Raw genomic sequence first — 16,468 nt, 5'->3', positions numbered from 1 at the left:
GTGACTTACTCACTACCCTGCCGAGTGATATGGAGGCCTGACTTCTGAAGTGCTGATCGCGCATGACAGTCGCTCGGTGGGGCCACAGTTGTTCCATCCAATGAAAGCGACTTGAAATGCAAATGACACCTACCTTGCAGTTCCAGGGCATCTGTGCCGATGCCATCTCCTTCTACCGCGACGCCGTTGGCGCCGAAGTTCTGTTCCAGCTGCCGTTCGCCGGCAACGTCGATCCGCAATTCCTGAAGCCCGAGCTCGCGGACAAAATCATGCGCGCCGCGTTGCGGATTGGCGGCACCGAGATTTACCTGTCCGATGGCCACTGCACCGGCGAGCCGCTGTTCCAGGGCATATCGCTCACGCTACGCATGAACAGCCGCGAAGAAGCTGAGCGCATCGCCCAGTCGCTGGGCGAGGGCGGCAAGGTACGCTTGCTGCCGCCATCAACGCGCGGGCGTACCTATTGCACGCTGTTCGATAAATTCGGCGTGCACTGGATAGTCGAAGTGGCGCAGCGATGAGCATCGAAGCGAGCTGATGTCGCATTTAGCGCCTGACCCCAAAATGAAAAAGCCCGCGCGAGCGGGCTTTTTTTTGGGGGGGCGGACAGGAACGCGATTAAGCGAAGTTCTTGTTCACGAAGGCCCAGTTCACCAGGTTCCAGAAGGACTCAACGTACTTCGGACGGGCGTTGCGGTAGTCGACGTAGTAAGCGTGTTCCCATACGTCGCAGGTCAGCAGTGGCTTGTCGGCCGAGGTCAGCGGGGTGGCGGCGTTGGAGGTGTTGACGATGTCGACGGAACCGTCGGCCTTCTTCACCAGCCAGGTCCAGCCGGAACCGAAGTTGCCGACGCAGGACTTGGTGAACTCTTCCTTGAACTTGTCGAAGGAACCCCACTTGGCGTTGATCGCGTCAGCCACCGCACCGGTAGCGGCGCCGCCGGCGTTAGGAGCCAGGCAGTTCCAGTAGAAGGTGTGGTTCCACACTTGAGCGGAGTTGTTGAATACGCCGCCGGAGGATTTCTTGATGATCTCTTCCAGGGACAGGTTTTCGAACTCGGTGCCCTTGATCAGGTTGTTCAGGTTGGTCACATAGGCCTGATGGTGCTTACCGTAGTGGTATTCCAGGGTTTCCTTGGAGATGTGCGGCTGCAGAGCGTCCATTGCGTACGGCAGTGGTGGCAGGGTATGTTCCATGAAATGTTTCCTTTTAGTTGAGACGAAAGATTATATTTGCCGAAACGGCCACCATTGTATAACGGCAGCCAAATGCCTGCTATGCGTAGCGCCTAGTTGTTTCCCGCACAATCAGTTCAACCGGCGGGACGCGCGCTTCCGCCGCTTCGCCATGAATCAGACGCAGCAGGGCGTTGGTGGCGATAAAGCCCATTTCGTACAGCGGCTGCTTGACCGTGGTCAGCGGCGGCGTGGTGTAGGCCGAGCCGGGCAAATCATCGAAGCCGACCAGGGAAATGTCTTCCGGTACGCGGATGCCCTTGCGGTACAGGGCCAGGCGCACGCCATAGGCACTCTGGTCGTTGGCGGCGAAGATGGCGCTGAATTGCTGGCGCGTGTCGAGCAGGTGATTGACCGCCAGCAGGCCGCTGTTTTCATGGAAATTACCTTCCACGATCAGGTGCGGATCGACTTCCAGGCCGGACTCCTCCAGTGCGCGGCGGTAGCCCTTCATACGGTCGATGGCGTCCGCATGGTTGGCCGGTCCGGACACAAAAGCGATGCGGGTGTGGCCCAGTTCGATCAGGTGGCGCACCGCCATCCAGGCGCCACGTTCGTGGTCGAGGCGGAAGCCGAGGGCACGGGAGGTGTCGAGGTTTCGGCCAGTGGAAACAATCGGGCGCTGCTCGGAAAACTGCAGCACGGTTTCGTCGGACATGCGGCCCGATAGCAGCACGATGCCGTCCACTTTGCGCGCCAGCAGCAGGCGGATACGGTCCGCTTCCTCTTCCGCATTCCAGTGGCCGGACACGATCACGGAGGCATAGCCGGTACCCTTGAGCCCGTCATCCACCCCGTGCAGCATCTCGTCGAAGAAGGGCGAGGAAATATCCTGCACCACGATGCCGATGGTATGCGTGCGGCCTTTTTTGAGCGCCTGCGCCATCAGGTTCGGTGCGAAATTGTTGCGGGCAATGGCCTTCAGCACGGCCTGGCGCTTTTCGTCGGACACCTTGGCGGTGCCATTCAGGATGCGCGATACGGTGCTGGGCGATACGCCTGCTTCGCGCGCGACGTCGATCAGGGTCGATGGACCTGGATTCTTCTCTTCTTCTGCCAATTGCTGTCCTGTAGTGAAATCCTTTTCAGTCAGATTACCTGAAATCACCGGGGCTTTCAATTTTAGTCACAGCAGCGGCTGTACCGAAGCGACGCCGACTTCGGCCGTGCCCTCGGCCAGGCGCACCGTCACCGTTTCGCGTGGCTTCAGCTGGTCCGGCGAACGCAGCACGGCGCCCTTGGCATCGCTGACGATGGCGTAGCCGCGTTCCAGCGTGCGCTGCGGATTCAGTAGTTCCAGCTGGGCTGATAGGGCAGACAAGGCCTCGCGTCGTTGCGCGATCTGGGCGGCGGCTGCCATCGCGGCGCGGTGCTGCAGGGCGCCCAACTGGGCACGCACGGCCGTTACCTCCGGACGCCGTGCGGCGAGGCGGCCGGCTAGCCGGTCCAGCGTATGACGCGCCTGCGTCACCGGCGCGCGGTTGGCGTGCACCATGGTGCTGGCCAGCGAACGCAGCTGCATGCGCTGCTGGGCAATGCGCGCGGTCGGACTCAGCAGGCGGCGCGTGTAATTGTCCAGGGTTTGCGAAGCGTCGCTCAGCGTGCGGCGCATGGAGCGGCGCAGGTCGGTGACATCGGCGCGTAATGAAGCGAGCCAGTCTGTCTGTGGCGTTGCCGCCAGCTCAGCAGCAGCGGTCGGCGTGGCGGCGCGCAGGTCGGCAGCGAAGTCGCAAATGGTAAAGTCGGTTTCGTGGCCGACGCCGGAAATCACCGGCATCGCGCAGTTAGCCACCGCGTACGCGACGGCTTCGTCGTTGAAGCTCCACAGATCTTCGATGCTGCCGCCACCGCGGCAAACGATCAGCACATCGCATTCGGCGCGGCGCGAAGCCGTGTTAATGGCGGACACGATCTGTTCCGGCGCCTGCGCGCCTTGCACCAGGGTAGGGTAGAGCACGATGTTCACATGCGGGGCGCGCCGGCGCAGGGCCGTCAGCACGTCACGCAAGGCGGCAGCGGACGGACTTGTCACAATGCCGATGGTGCGCGCGAACATCGGCAGCGCGCGCTTGCGTTCCGGCTCGAACAGGCCGGCTGCCGTCAGCTTTTCCTTCAGCCGCTGAAATGCTTCGAACAGGGAGCCAACACCCGCGCGCCGGATGGCTTCTACATTGATCTGGTAATCGCCGCGTGGTCCGTAAAGTGTGACCAGGGCGCGCACTTCGACCTTGTCGCCTTCGCGCGGGGTGAAGCTGGCATATTGAGCGCGGCCGCGGAACATGACCGCACGCACCTGGGCGCCGTCATCCTTCAGCGTGAAGTACCAGTGGCCGGATGCGGCGCGGGTGAAATTCGAGATTTCCCCAGATATCCAGGTCAGTGGAAAACTGCGTTCGAGCAGGCGCGCAACGGCCTGATTCAGGGCGCTAACTGTGATTACCTGGGCTTGATCTGTCGTGTTCATCGTTCCGGATTCTTGAAGCTGTCCACACGCGGCGGCGGCGGTCATGCTTATGTCACATATAACTTCATATCGCAAGTATTTTTTGTAAACACCTGATTATTAACGGTAAATCGAGGTGCTACATTAGCGGGCATTTTATAAATATCCTTATGGATCAAGCACTTTGCGATTGCGACTGCTTGTTACGCACAAAGATATCCACAGAAAGTGTGCAGTTCTTTTGGCATGTTTCCGAACGTGCTAAAAATTCTCGCATAGTAACTTTCATTTTAGAAATCAAGCACTTGGCACTCCCGTCCGGGCCTTGCTAACAATATTATCCACAGAAGCTGTGAAGAACCCGATGTGCGTCCGCACAATGGAAACGGTCCCGCCACCGAGTTCTCCACCGCGAAAACGCTGCTTAATTTTTGAGCGGAAGAACTTTTTTGTTTCAAATCAATGACTTTAGTACCAGTCACGCCCCTTGCTCACAATATTGTCCACAGAATTTGTGCAGAAGCGTGCAAACCCCCGCAAAACATGCCAATGCGAAATTTTTACGCACGGTAAGAAAGTTCTTTTAAATCAAGGATATGCATGGTGCATACCTGCCTTGCTAACAATCTTATCAACAGAATATGTGGGGAAGTGAACAAGTCCGGATACTGCGGTTTTACCCCGCTGCGCACTTTTTGCGCATGAGAATTATTCTCTTTCAGATCAAGTGCTTAGGTGGCTTGCCGTGGCATTCTGCACAATTTTGTCCACAGAATATGTGAAAAACTGGGCCGTCTCATGGACAAAAAAGTGCTGATGAAAAATTTTGCATTAGAAAAATTCACTTAAAAATCAAGTGACTAGCATAGAGATACTTGGCTTGCCAACAATCTTGTCCACAGAATATGTGGGTTTCGCACACCCCTTGCCGACAACGTGCCAACACGATACATTGCGCGTTTAGCTTTCTAACCACAGGAGTTCGAGTTGCTCGCAATTTTCCAAGCCGCAGGCTGGCCTATCTGGCTGCTGTTGATTGCCTCTATTGTTGCCACCGCGCTGATCATCGAACGACTGATGTATCTTCGCCGGTCCCGCATCATTCCCTCGACCCTGCTGGACGAAGTTGTGCGCGTTTATCGCAGCGGGAATATTTCCTCTGACATCCTGAACAAGCTGGAAAGCAGCTCGCCGCTGGGCGTGGTGCTGGCAGCGGCCCTGCGCAATGTGGATGCGCCGCGCGACGTGATGAAGGAATCCATCGAAGAGGCGGGCGGCGGTGTGGCGCACACCCTGGACCGTTTCCTGACCACACTGGGCACCATCGCAACCCTGGCGCCGCTGATGGGCCTGTTCGGTACGGTGGTCGGCATGATCGAAATCTTCGGTTCGCAGAATTCTTCCGGCGCGAATCCGGCCCAGCTGGCGCACGGTATTTCGGTCGCCCTGTACAACACTGGCTTCGGTCTGGCGATCGCGATGCCGACCCTGGTGTTCTACCGTCACTTCCGCGCCCTGGTCGACAGCTTCGTCATCGAGATGGAGCAGCAGGCGGTGAAGTTTGTGGACATCGTCCATAACTCGCGCAAGTAAGCGGAGCAACTGAATGGCCATGAATTTCCGCAGGGGACAGAAGCGCGAAGATCCGGAAATTAACCTGATTCCGTTTATCGACGTGCTGCTGGTGATCCTGATCTTCCTGATGGTCACCACGACCTACAGCAAGTTCACCGAGCTGCAGATCACGCTGCCGACCGCTGACGCCGAAAAGGCGATCGAGCGTCCGGCCGAGATCAACGTCACGGTCGATGCCAAGGGCAACTACACGGTGAATAACGAGCCGGTGTCCTTCCAGAACGTGGCGGGTCTTGCCGAGCACCTGAAGGCGGCTGCCAAGCCGGGCGAACATCCGGTGGTGATCGTCAATGCCGACCAGTTCGCCATGCACCAGATGGTGGTCAATGTGATGGAGGCTGCACGCATTGCGGGCTTCGATAAGCTGACCTTCGCTGCGCAGACCGGCCAGGCGAAATAATGTCCTCCTCGCTGGAGAGCACGCTCAGCCGCGAATGGCTGCGGCGCGGGCCACTGGCTTGTGCGCTGTGGCCGCTCTCCCTTGTCTTTCGTTCCCTCGCCGCGCTGCGCCGCGGTTTGTATGCCGCCGGCGTGTCGCACGCCGAGCGGCTGCCTGTGCCGGTGGTCGTGGTTGGGAATATCTTCATCGGCGGCACCGGCAAGACGCCGTTGACAATCTGGCTGGTCGAGGCCCTGCGCGAAGCGGGCTATACGCCGGGCGTGATTTCGCGCGGGTTTGGCAGTTCGGCGGCGGCGCCGCAGCTGGTGACGGCGTCTTCGGCGCCTTCCGAAGTCGGCGATGAGCCGGTGCTGATTGCTGCCCGTACCGGCGCACCGGTCATGGTCGGCCGGCGCCGGGCGGAAGCGGGCAGGGCGCTGCTGGCGGCGCGTCCCGATGTGGATATCATCGTCACCGACGACGGCTTGCAGCATTACGCGCTGGCCCGCGATGTGGAAATCGTCCTGTTCGACGCCCGCGGCGTCGGCAACGGCTGGACGCTGCCCGCCGGCCCCCTGCGCGAACCCCCATCGCGCCGGCGCGACTTCACGGTCGTGAATGCGCCCGAGCTGACTGCCGCCCTCGCTGCCACGGTTGCGCCGGATGCCGCAGGGCCTGGCGGCCGGACTGGTGCCGCCGCCGTACTGCCGCACCACGGAGGCGCTGCGCCGGTGCAGATGGTGCTGGCGGGCGATGTGGCGGAAAAGCTGAATGACCGGACGCAGCGCGTGGCGCTGAGCGAGCTGGCGGCGCGTGGCGGCAAGGTCGTCGCAGCGGCGGGGATTGGCAATCCGGGTAGATTTTTTGCCATGCTGCGCGGCGCCGGACTGCGGCCGCAAGAATTGCCTCTGCCCGACCATCATGATTTCCAGGACCGCCCCTTCGCGTCGCTGGAAGCCGACATTATTCTGGTCACCGAGAAGGATGCAGTAAAATGTCGGCAAATTGAAGAACTTAGCAACGATCCGAGAATCTGGGTCGTTCCGGTCAGCGCTCGCATCGACCGCGCGCTGGCTGATCAAATTGTGGAGAAATGTCGTGGATGCACGTCTGCTTGATATCCTGGTCTGCCCCGTTTGCAAAGGCCCGCTGGAACACGATAAGAAAAACCAGGAACTGATCTGCCGTGGCGACCGCCTGGCGTACCCGATCCGCGACGGCATCCCGATCATGTGGGCCGACGAGGCGCGTACCCTGCAGGACAGCACGGAGTAATTAGTGTCCTTCATCGTCATCATCCCGGCCCGCCTGGCCTCGACCCGCCTGCCGAACAAGCCGCTGGCTGACCTGGGCGGCAAGCCCATGGTGGTGCGCGTGGCCGAACGCGCCGCCGAATCCGGCGCCAGCCGCATCATCGTCGCCACCGACCACGAAGACATCAAAGCCGCCTGCGAACAGCATGGCGTGGAAGTGTGCATGACCCGGGCCGACCACCCGTCCGGCACCGATCGCATCGCCGAAGTGGCGCAGAAACTCAATCTGCCTTTGGATGCGGTGGTGGTCAATCTTCAGGGGGATGAGCCCCTGATCGATCCCGCGCTGCTGAAAGCCGCCGCCGCCCGAATTGGCGCCGGCGTGCCGATGTCCACGTGCGCCCACCCGCTGCATGACGTGGCGGATGTATTCAATCCCAACGTGGTGAAAGTCGTACTGGATAAGCAGGGCCGCGCCCTGTATTTCAGCCGCGCCACCATCCCCTGGGCACGCGACGCCTTCGCTAAATCGAAGGATGCGCTGCCCGCCGGCTATGCCCCGTTGCGCCATATCGGCCTTTACGCCTACCGCAACGACTTCCTCCAGGCCTACCCGGCACTGGAAGCCTCTCCGCTGGAAAGCATCGAAGCGCTGGAGCAGCTGCGCGTTCTGTGGCATGGCTATTCGATCGCCGTGCACGTCACGGAATCCGCGCCGGCTGCCGGTGTCGATACGCCGGAAGACCTGGAGCGGGTGCGCCGCCACTACAAGTAGTCGAATAATCAACAGCCAATTTGGATTCAAATTGGTGTTTCGCCAGACTTTTGTGGTAAGTTTCGTAGCAAGGTAGTCAAGGCGACCACATACTAATTATTATTGTTTTAGGAAATTTCATGCGTCTCATTCTGTTAGGAGCTCCCGGCGCCGGTAAGGGCACCCAAGCCAACTACATCAAGGAAAAGTACAACATTCCGCAGATTTCCACCGGCGACATGCTGCGTGCCGCCATCAAGGCCGGCACCGAACTGGGTCTGGCCGCCAAGAAGGTCATGGACGCTGGCCAGCTGGTTTCCGACGACATCATCATCGGCCTGGTGAAAGAGCGCCTGAAGGACGCGGATTGCGCCAACGGCTACCTGTTCGACGGCTTCCCGCGCACCATTCCGCAAGCTGACGCCATGAAGGACGCCGGCGTGGCCGTGGACTACGTGCTGGAAATCGACGTGCCGGATGAACAGATCATCGAACGCATGTCCGGCCGCCGCTGCCACCCAGGCTCGGGCCGTACCTATCACGTGAAATTCAATCCGCCTAAAGAAGAAGGCAAGGACGATGTGACCGGCGAAGCGCTGGTGCAGCGCGACGACGACAAGCCTGAAACGGTCAAGAAGCGTCTGGATGTCTACCACAACCAGACCGAAGTCCTGCTGGGCTACTACAACAACTGGGCGCAATCGGGCCAGGCCGGCGCGCCGAAGTATCGCAAAATCGAGGGCGTAGGCCCTGTCGAAGAAATCCGCGACCGCGCGTTCGCGGCGCTTTCGAGCTAATACTCAGGCGGGCTTCGGCCCGCTTTCCATTTGCGCCCGCAGCGGCGGATCAATGATCCGCCCTACGACGCGCCCCGGGTGCGGCCCCGAAATGGCCGCGACAACATGTAGGGCGGATCATTGATCCGCCATGAACGGCCCCCTGGCCGTTGAGCATCAAAGTTTTGCAGTACGTAGTTGGTTAGTGTCGTGCCCACAAGGCGCGGCGGTAGTCTGATTCCGTGATGTAGCACTTGATTCTAATAACAGAAGGGGGCAATTTATGGCAGCAAGTTTGTGGTTCGCGATAGCGTGCGGTGTGCTCGCGGTCGTATATGGTTTGTGGGCACGCAACTGGATTCTGGCACAAAACGCGGGCAATCCGCGTATGCAGGAAATCGCGGCAGCCATTCAGCAAGGCGCGGCAGCTTATCTGGCACGGCAATACAGAACAATTGGCATTGTCGGAGTGGTGCTGCTCATTGCCATCTTCCTTATGCTGGGCTGGCAGACAGCCCTGGGTTTCTTCATCGGCGCGCTGCTGTCCGGCGCATGTGGCTTCATCGGCATGAATGTTTCGGTGCGCGCCAATGTGCGTACCGCGCAGGCGGCATCGGTGGGCATGAACGAAGCGCTGAACGTCGCGTTCAAAGGCGGCGCCATCACCGGCATGCTGGTGGTTGGCCTTGGCCTGCTGGGCGTGACGCTGTTCTATATGCTGCTGACCAGCATGGCCGGTCCCGGCATCACCCCGCATGACGTGATCAAACCGCTGATTGGCCTGGCCTTCGGCGCCTCGCTGATCTCGATCTTCGCCCGTCTCGGCGGCGGCATTTTCACCAAGGGCGCGGACGTGGGCGCCGACCTGGTGGGCAAGGTGGAAGCCGGCATTCCGGAAGACGATCCGCGCAATCCTGCGGTGATCGCCGATAACGTGGGCGACAACGTGGGTGACTGCGCCGGCATGGCCGCCGACCTGTTCGAAACCTATGTGGTGACCCTGATTGCCACCATGCTGCTGGGCGCACTGCTGATCAGCGGCTCGCCGACCGAGGCGATCCTGTACCCGATGCTGCTGGGCGCGGTGTCCATCCTCGGCTCCATCGTGGGCTGCTCGATGGTGAAGGCCAAGCCGGGCAAGAAGATCATGTCCGCGCTGTACACCGGCTTGTGGTGGGCTGCGGGCCTGTCGCTGATCGGCTTCGTGGTCGTGACCTGGATGCTGTGGCACGACGACGCCATGCGCTACAAGATGCTGGGCTCCACCGTCGTGGGCATTGTGCTGACCGGCCTGATGGTCTACATCACCGAGTTCTACACCGGCACCGATTTCAAACCGGTGCGCCATATCGCTGAAGCGTCCACCACCGGCCACGGCACCAACATCATTGCGGGCCTGGGCGTGTCGATGAAGTCCACCGCATGGCCGGTGCTGGCGGTCTGCGTGGCGATCCTGATTTCCTTCAAGCTGTCCGGCCTGTACGGCGTGGCGATTGCAGCCACGGCCATGCTGTCGATGGCGGGTATCGTGGTGGCGCTGGATGCCTACGGTCCGGTAACCGACAACGCCGGCGGTATCGCTGAAATGGCCGGCATGCCCGATTCCGTGCGCGCCATTACCGATCCGCTGGACGCGGTGGGCAATACCACCAAGGCCGTGACCAAGGGCTATGCCATCGGTTCCGCCGGTCTGGCGGCGCTGGTGCTGTTCGCCGACTACACTCACGCGCTGGAAACGCGCGAGCTGAAGATGTCTTTCGACCTGTCCGACCCGATGGTGATCGTGGGCCTGTTCATCGGCGGCCTGATCCCTTACCTGTTCGGCGCCATGGCGATGGAGGCCGTGGGCCGCGCTGCGGGCGCTGTGGTGGTGGAGGTGCGCCGCCAGTTCCGCGACATCAAAGGGATCATGGACGGCACCGGCAAGCCGCAGTATGACAAGGCGGTCGACATGCTGACCGCCTCCGCCATCAAGGAAATGATTCTGCCTTCGCTGCTGCCGGTGCTGGTGCCGATCGTGGTCGGCATGCTGCTCGGCCCGCGCGCACTGGGCGGCCTGCTGATGGGCACCATCATCACCGGCCTGTTCGTGGCGATTTCCATGACCACCGGTGGCGGTGCATGGGACAACGCGAAGAAATACATCGAAGACGGCAACCATGGCGGCAAGGGCTCCGACGCCCACAAGGCCGCGGTGACCGGCGATACGGTCGGCGACCCGTACAAAGATACCGCCGGCCCGGCCGTGAACCCGCTGATCAAGATCATCAACATCGTGGCGCTGCTGCTGGTGCCCCTGCTGCCGGCCACCGGCTGGCTGTCGGTGACGATGATGGCGCCGATCCAGGCCAATGCGCCAATGGTCGCGCCGGCAGGCACGCCGCAACCGGCCGCGCCTGCCGCTCCGGTTGCAGCGCCGGCCACCACGGCTTCGGCGGCGGATACCGCCGCTCAGCAGGAAACGGCCAGGTAAGCTGGTCTTAGCCGAAAAAAAGCCCGCAGCTGCGGGCTTTTTTCATTGCGGCGCCTGAATTAACTGGCGTTCTTGCGGCGGCGCGCCGCGGCCAGCGCCAGAGTGCCCAGACCGATCAGGCCGAGCGAGGCAGGTTCCGGTACATCGGCTGCGGGTGCTGCGTCGAAGCTGGCGGCAAAGGCGATTTCGTTCTTGGCCAGCATGTTCAAGCCTGCGGTGCCGCCGGTCTGGAACGGGCTCGAACCACTGTAGGCATCGGTCGGCATGAAGGCATAAATGATCAGGCCCTGGCCGTAGCGATAGCTGAATTCCGCGATCTGGCCTGCAGTGCCGTTGTTCAGGATTGCGTGGATGTCCGACACCAGCGGATCGTTGCTGGTCAGGGAGGCGACGCCAACTGCGCCGTGCACCGAGGCGTTGCCGCCGTCCATATTCGTATTGGTCAAGGTGCCGAATGGGCCGTTGACGACGGGCGAAGCCGGATCTACGACGTCGACATTGCTGCCAGTACCACTGATCGGTGTCAGGTGCATGCCCGGCAGGAGACTGGTCGAATTGCCAAACCAGTCGTGGATGATCAGCGCGCCGCCGGCGGCAACCCAGGATGTAAACTGGCTGGCGTAAGCGCCGGCAACGATGACGTCGACATTGTTCAGTGCATTCGGATTCACTTGGCCGGCATAGCCCAGGCCATTAGCGGCGGCGCCAAATTGTGCACCGTCGCTGCTGCCGCAGCAGTGGGTGACCGAATATTCGCCCAGCAGCGGTGCGGCGCTGGCCGGTGTGGACAGAAATGCACCCGCCAGGGTGGCGATGCCGGTGGCAAGTGCCAGAATCGATTTGCTCATTATTTCTCCATTTAAAGTAATGTTGATCAAAGAGCAAATTGCATGCCAACAATAATTATTGATTAAGTTTCAATGACTTAACTATTTTCCCGCAAGTGACTGTTAAGTTTTCCGACACATTTGAGGACTATGATGGAAACAGGAGGTTGCCATGTCCATCCTGATCGCCACTGTATTTGCCGCCCTTGCCGCAGGGGCGGATCTCACCCCCGACGAAGCCGCCTATGCGCGTCTGCCGGTCTGCAAACTGAGTGCCGACGGCCAGCATCTCGCTGTCGAGCCGTGCCGCACGGCGCCGTCGAAACGGCCGATGCCGCGCCGTCCCGTGCCGCAATTCACCGATCCCATGCCGCGCCTGGCCCAGCCGCACGATACGGTGGTGCCGGCGCCACTGTGGGCGCCGACGCTGACGCCATCCACACCGGCATCTGCTGTGGCCGCAGCAGCCGCGGCGCAGGGCAGGGCGCCCGTGGTGCCGACCTTGCCGGCGCTGACACCGCTGCCCGGCCCGAGCGCGCCCACGCCCGTCACCTGCAGCGGCGGCGGTTGCCGCGACAGTAGCGGCAACTTTTATAATGCGCCACCGGGGCAGGCGATCAGCCCAAGCGGACGGCCCTGCAGCGTCAATGGGGTATGGATGAGCTGCCAGTGATTCGCTACAATAGCCCTGTTTGACGTTTACGTAACGTAAAGTAATTCCAACAACCGAGCAGCATCGAATAGGGGAAGACATGCAAATCAAGGATCAGGTATTCATCATCACCGGCGGCGCGTCCGGCCTGGGTGCAGCAACCGCGCGCATGATCACCGAGAACGGCGGCAAAGTGGTGCTGGCCGACGTGCAGGTGGAAGCGGGCGAAAAGCTGGCCGCTGAGCTGGGTGGCAAATTTGTTAAGTGCGACGTGACCTCCGAAGCGGACGGCCTGGCCGTGGTGGCCGCGGCAACCGCCATGGGCACGCTGCGCGGCCTGGTCAACTGCGCGGGCGTGGCGCCGGCAGTGAAAACCGTGGGCAAGGATGGCCCGCACCCACTGGACGTGTTCCAGCGCACCGTGAACATCAACCTGATCGGCACCTTCAATATGTGCCGCCTGGCCGCTGACGCCATGGGCAAGACCGAAGCTGCCGAGTGGGGCGAGCGCGGCGTGATCATCAATACCGCCTCCGTGGCGGCGTTCGACGGCCAGATCGGCCAGGCTGCTTACGGCGCGTCCAAGGCCGCTGTGGCGGGCATGACCCTGCCGATGGCACGCGACCTGTCGCGCAGCGGCATCCGCGTGATGACCATCGCTCCAGGCATCTTCGAAACCCCGATGCTGCTGGGCATGCCGGCCGAAGTGCAGGACGCACTGGGCAAGATGGTGCCGTTCCCGCCACGCCTCGGCAAGCCTTTCGAATACGCGAACCTGGCCAAGTCCATCATCGAAAACGTGATGATGAATGGTGAGACCATCCGCCTGGATGGCGCCATCCGCATGCAGCCGAAGTAAAAAAGAACCCACGGCGTGAACCTGGTGGCAGGCACGATGTGCCTGCCACCTGCCTTCGCCCTGGGTTTTAAGGTAGGATGCAATATCTGTTACTGGAGATTGCATGATCCGCCTGAATTCCCTCGCGCTCGCCGCAGCGCTGCTCAGTTCCTCCCTCGTACACGCCCAGGAAGTCGCCCAGCGCGCACCGGAAATCGCTACCGGTTACCAGGAAAAAGCCGGCTGGAGCGCCCAGAAATTCATGGTGGCCGCGGCCAACCCGCTGGCCACCGACGCGGGATACCAGATGCTGAAGCAGGGCGGTACGGCCGTCGACGCCGCCATCGCCACCCAGCTGGTGCTGACGCTCGTTGAACCGCAATCGTCCGGCATCGGCGGCGGTTCCTTCCTGATGCACTACGACGGCAAGCGCGTGCAAGCCTACGATGGCCGCGAAACCGCGCCGGCGTCCGCCGACGAACACCTGTTCCAGGACGCGAACGGCAAGGCTGTCTCGCGCGTGGAAGGCGTGGTCGGCGGCCGCTCCACCGGCGCGCCCGGCGTGCTGCGCATGCTGGAACTGGCGCACAAAGAGCACGGCAAACTTCCGTGGGCCAAGCTGTTCGAACCAGCCATCAAGCTGGCGGAAGACGGCTTCAAGGTCAGCCCGCGTCTGAACGCGCTGCTGACCTGGGACAAATACATCAGCCGCGATCCGGTCGCCGCAGCCTATTTCTACGACAAGGAAGGCAAGCCGCGTCCAGTCGGCTACCTGCTGAAGAATCCTGAACTGGCCAGGACCCTGCGCGAAATCGCCAAGGGCGGCGCGGATGCCTTCTACAAAGGCCGCATTGCCAACGATATCGCTGCCAAGGTGGCCTCGCATCCGACCAATCCAGGCAAGCTGACTGCCGCCGATATCGCGGGCTATCAAGCCAAGGAACGCGATCCGGTGTGCGCAGACTACCGCGCCTACACCGTCTGCGGCATGCCGCCGCCATCCTCCGGTGGCATCGCGATTGCGCAGATTCTCGGCCTGCTGGAATCCAAGAACATCGGCGCCTACGCACCGAAGAATGGTGTGCTGACGGCCGATGCCATCCACCTGATGACCGAGGCCGAACGTCTGGCCTATGCGGACCGCAACCGCTACGTGGCCGACACCGACTTCGTGCCGCTGCCCGGCAAAGGCGTGGCTTCGCTGCTGGACAAGAACTACCTGAACCAGCGTGCCAGCATGATCGCCGACAAGTCCATGGGCCGTGCGCAAGCCGGTGTGCCGCCTGAAGTGAAAGTGGCATGGGGCGACGATACCGCGATCCAGAAGCCATCGACCTCGCACCTGGTGGCTGTCGATGGCTACGGCAATGGTCTGTCCATGACCACCTCGGTGGAAGACGCGTTCGGCTCGCGCCAGATGGTCGATGGCTTCATTCTGAACAACCAGCTGACTGACTTCTCCTTCGACTCGGTCGATGAAAACGGCCCGATCGCCAACCGCGTGCAGGCCAACAAGCGGCCACGCAGCTCGATGGCGCCGACGCTGGTGTTCGACAAGCAGACCAAGAAACTGGTGCTGGCCACCGGTTCGCCGGGCGGTTCGACCATCATCAACTACGTCGCCAAGGTGCTGGTCGGTACGCTGGACTGGGGCATGAATGTGCAGCAGGCCATCAGCCTGCCCAACTTCGGCAGCCGTAACGGTCCGACCGAACTGGAGGCAGGGCGCTTCCCGCAAGCCACCATCGACGAGCTGAAAGCACGCGGCCACGATGTGCGCCAGAATGAGCAGAACTCCGGCCTGCAAGGCTTGCAGCGCATGCGCAAAGACGGCCGCGAATACTGGTTCGGTGGCGCAGACCCGCGCCGCGAAGGCATCGTCAAGGGCGATTGATGCGGCGTTGTGCGGCGGGTCAATGACCCGCCCTGCGCCGGCCGTGGTGCTTCCGGCGCGCGCGGGCTTCGTGCTAATCTCTTCGCATGGGACAAAAAAAGAAAACAGGATTGATCCTGACGGGCGGCGGCGCCCGAGCGGCCTACCAGGTCGGGGTGCTGCAAGCCATTTCGGAGATTCTGTGGGAAGAGGGCTGGCCGCCCGCGCGTAATCCATTCCAGGTCATTTGCGGCACATCGGCGGGCGCGATCAACGCCACCGCACTGGCCTGCCGCGCCGACAATTTCGGCGAAGGCGTGCAAAAGCTGCTGGACGTCTGGACCAATATCGAAGTCGAACAAGTCTATCGCGCCGACTCGCTGGGCGTGCTGCGCTCCGGCGCGCGCTGGCTGTCGCTGCTGTCCTTCGGCTGGCTGCTGCGCAAATGGCGCGCGGCACCACCGCAGTCCCTGCTGGATAACACGCCGCTGGTCAATCTGCTGCACCGCATGCTGGACCTTCCGCGGCTTGACGCCAACTTGCAGGAAGGTTTGCTGCACGCGCTGGCGGTTACTGCGTCTTCGTACACCGGTGGACAGCACATCACCTTTTACCAGACGGCTGCTGAAATCGCACCCTGGATTCGCATGCAGCGCGTGGCCATGCAGGACCAGATCGGCGTCGAGCACCTGCTGGCATCGTCCGCGATTCCCTTCATCTTCCCGGCTGTGCCGCTGTATCTGGGCGGCCATCTGGAATATTGCGGCGACGGTTCGATGCGCCAGCTGGCGCCGATCTCGCCCGCCATCCACCTCGGTTCGGCCAAGGTGCTGGTGGTCGGTGCGGGACGCCTGACCGAGCCTGCGCGCCAGGCCACCGAAACGCCGCGCTACCCAAGCCTGGCGCAGATTGCGGGCCATGCCATGTCTTCCATCTTCCTGGATGGTTTGGCGGTGGATATCGAACGCCTGAACCGCGTCAACCATACGCTGTCCGTGCTGCCGCCGGACCTGCTGGCCAATACGCCGCTGCGTCCCGTGGAGCTGCTGGTCATCGCGCCGTCCGAACGCCTGGACGATATCGCCGCGCGCCATATCGCCAGCCTGCCGGCGCCGATCCGCACCATGTTGTCCGGCATCGGCGCGACCGAAGCGCGTGGTGCGGCACTGGCTTCCTATCTGCTTTTTGAATCCAGCTATACAACGGAGTTGATCCGCCTTGGCCAGCGCGATACCCAGGCTCGCCGCGCCGACGTGTTGGCGTTTTTTGATAGGTGAGCGGCGAGGGATAGTAAAATTGCATATTTTTTGCGTGTCCGAGTACCGATTT

General features: G+C 61.6%; 16 protein-coding genes. 12 read left to right on the top strand and 4 right to left on the bottom strand.

The window, feature by feature from the left end; all coding sequences use genetic code 11:
• Positions 1-116 precede the first annotated feature (116 nt).
• A complete protein-coding gene (locus tag AB4Z19_RS25275; RefSeq protein WP_442023819.1) occupies positions 117-521 on the top strand; it encodes a VOC family protein in 405 nt (134 codons plus the stop codon).
• Positions 522-618: 97 nt separating this feature from the next.
• Here AB4Z19_RS25275 and sodB read toward each other — a convergent pair whose 3' ends face one another.
• The 3 genes from sodB to xseA form a co-directional block, all read right to left on the bottom strand.
• A complete protein-coding gene (gene sodB / locus AB4Z19_RS25270; RefSeq protein WP_442036438.1) occupies positions 619-1,197 on the bottom strand; it encodes a superoxide dismutase [Fe] in 579 nt (192 codons plus the stop codon).
• 79 nt (positions 1,198-1,276) lie between these two features.
• A complete protein-coding gene (locus AB4Z19_RS25265; RefSeq protein WP_442023815.1) occupies positions 1,277-2,296 on the bottom strand; it encodes a LacI family DNA-binding transcriptional regulator in 1,020 nt (339 codons plus the stop codon).
• 66 nt (positions 2,297-2,362) lie between these two features.
• Positions 2,363-3,700 (bottom strand): exodeoxyribonuclease VII large subunit, encoded by a 1,338-nt coding sequence (gene xseA, locus AB4Z19_RS25260; RefSeq protein WP_442023813.1) that lies wholly within the window; start codon positions 3,698-3,700, stop codon positions 2,363-2,365.
• Between the two features lie 966 nt (positions 3,701-4,666).
• Here xseA and AB4Z19_RS25255 point away from each other — a divergent pair.
• From AB4Z19_RS25255 to AB4Z19_RS25225, 7 genes are all read left to right on the top strand, one after another.
• Positions 4,667-5,272, top strand: coding sequence for a MotA/TolQ/ExbB proton channel family protein (locus tag AB4Z19_RS25255; RefSeq protein ID WP_442023811.1), 606 nt, complete (start codon positions 4,667-4,669; stop codon positions 5,270-5,272).
• Between the two features lie 19 nt (positions 5,273-5,291).
• Positions 5,292-5,714 carry an ExbD/TolR family protein gene (locus AB4Z19_RS25250; RefSeq protein WP_442036506.1) on the top strand — a complete coding sequence of 141 codons (423 nt, stop codon included), beginning with the start codon at positions 5,292-5,294 and terminating at the stop codon, positions 5,712-5,714.
• Positions 5,714-6,811: a tetraacyldisaccharide 4'-kinase gene (gene lpxK, locus AB4Z19_RS25245; protein ID WP_442030011.1), complete on the top strand. Its 1,098-nt coding sequence runs from the start codon at positions 5,714-5,716 to the stop codon at positions 6,809-6,811. The genes AB4Z19_RS25250 and lpxK overlap by 1 nt, the downstream gene beginning before the upstream one ends.
• The gene (locus AB4Z19_RS25240; protein WP_442030010.1) at positions 6,792-6,968 is read left to right on the top strand and encodes a Trm112 family protein; all 177 of its coding nucleotides are present in this window, start codon (positions 6,792-6,794) and stop codon (positions 6,966-6,968) included. Before lpxK ends, AB4Z19_RS25240 begins: the two co-directional genes overlap by 20 nt.
• 3 nt (positions 6,969-6,971) lie before the next feature.
• A complete protein-coding gene (gene kdsB / locus AB4Z19_RS25235; protein WP_442036436.1) occupies positions 6,972-7,721 on the top strand; it encodes a 3-deoxy-manno-octulosonate cytidylyltransferase in 750 nt (249 codons plus the stop codon).
• 119 nt (positions 7,722-7,840) lie between these two features.
• Positions 7,841-8,497, top strand: a complete 657-nt coding sequence (gene adk / locus AB4Z19_RS25230) for an adenylate kinase (protein ID WP_442028756.1) — start codon at positions 7,841-7,843, stop codon at positions 8,495-8,497.
• Positions 8,498-8,759: 262 nt separating this feature from the next.
• Positions 8,760-10,949, top strand: coding sequence for a sodium-translocating pyrophosphatase (locus AB4Z19_RS25225; protein WP_442036434.1), 2,190 nt, complete (start codon positions 8,760-8,762; stop codon positions 10,947-10,949).
• Between the two features lie 59 nt (positions 10,950-11,008).
• Here AB4Z19_RS25225 and AB4Z19_RS25220 read toward each other — a convergent pair whose 3' ends face one another.
• Positions 11,009-11,797, bottom strand: coding sequence for a PEP-CTERM sorting domain-containing protein (locus tag AB4Z19_RS25220; RefSeq protein WP_442036432.1), 789 nt, complete (start codon positions 11,795-11,797; stop codon positions 11,009-11,011).
• Positions 11,798-11,948: 151 nt separating this feature from the next.
• Here AB4Z19_RS25220 and AB4Z19_RS25215 point away from each other — a divergent pair, with 151 nt between their 5' ends.
• The 4 genes from AB4Z19_RS25215 (at position 11,949) to AB4Z19_RS25200 (ending at position 16,416) form a co-directional block, all read left to right on the top strand.
• The gene (locus tag AB4Z19_RS25215; RefSeq protein ID WP_442028710.1) at positions 11,949-12,449 is read left to right on the top strand and encodes a hypothetical protein; all 501 of its coding nucleotides are present in this window, start codon (positions 11,949-11,951) and stop codon (positions 12,447-12,449) included.
• 79 nt (positions 12,450-12,528) lie between these two features.
• Positions 12,529-13,287: a 3-hydroxyacyl-CoA dehydrogenase gene (locus AB4Z19_RS25210; RefSeq protein WP_442028708.1), complete on the top strand. Its 759-nt coding sequence runs from the start codon at positions 12,529-12,531 to the stop codon at positions 13,285-13,287.
• Between the two features lie 103 nt (positions 13,288-13,390).
• Complete coding sequence (ggt, locus tag AB4Z19_RS25205) at positions 13,391-15,160, top strand: gamma-glutamyltransferase (protein ID WP_442036430.1); 1,770 nt, start codon at positions 13,391-13,393, stop codon at positions 15,158-15,160.
• Between the two features lie 86 nt (positions 15,161-15,246).
• Positions 15,247-16,416, top strand: a complete 1,170-nt coding sequence (locus AB4Z19_RS25200; RefSeq protein ID WP_442024372.1) for a patatin-like phospholipase family protein — start codon at positions 15,247-15,249, stop codon at positions 16,414-16,416.
• Positions 16,417-16,468: the final 52 nt, after the last annotated feature.

Source organism: Pseudoduganella sp. RAF19, assembly GCF_052114165.1.
GTDB lineage: Bacteria > Pseudomonadota > Gammaproteobacteria > Burkholderiales > Burkholderiaceae_D > Rugamonas.
This window is presented reverse-complemented; position numbering and strand designations above follow the sequence as displayed.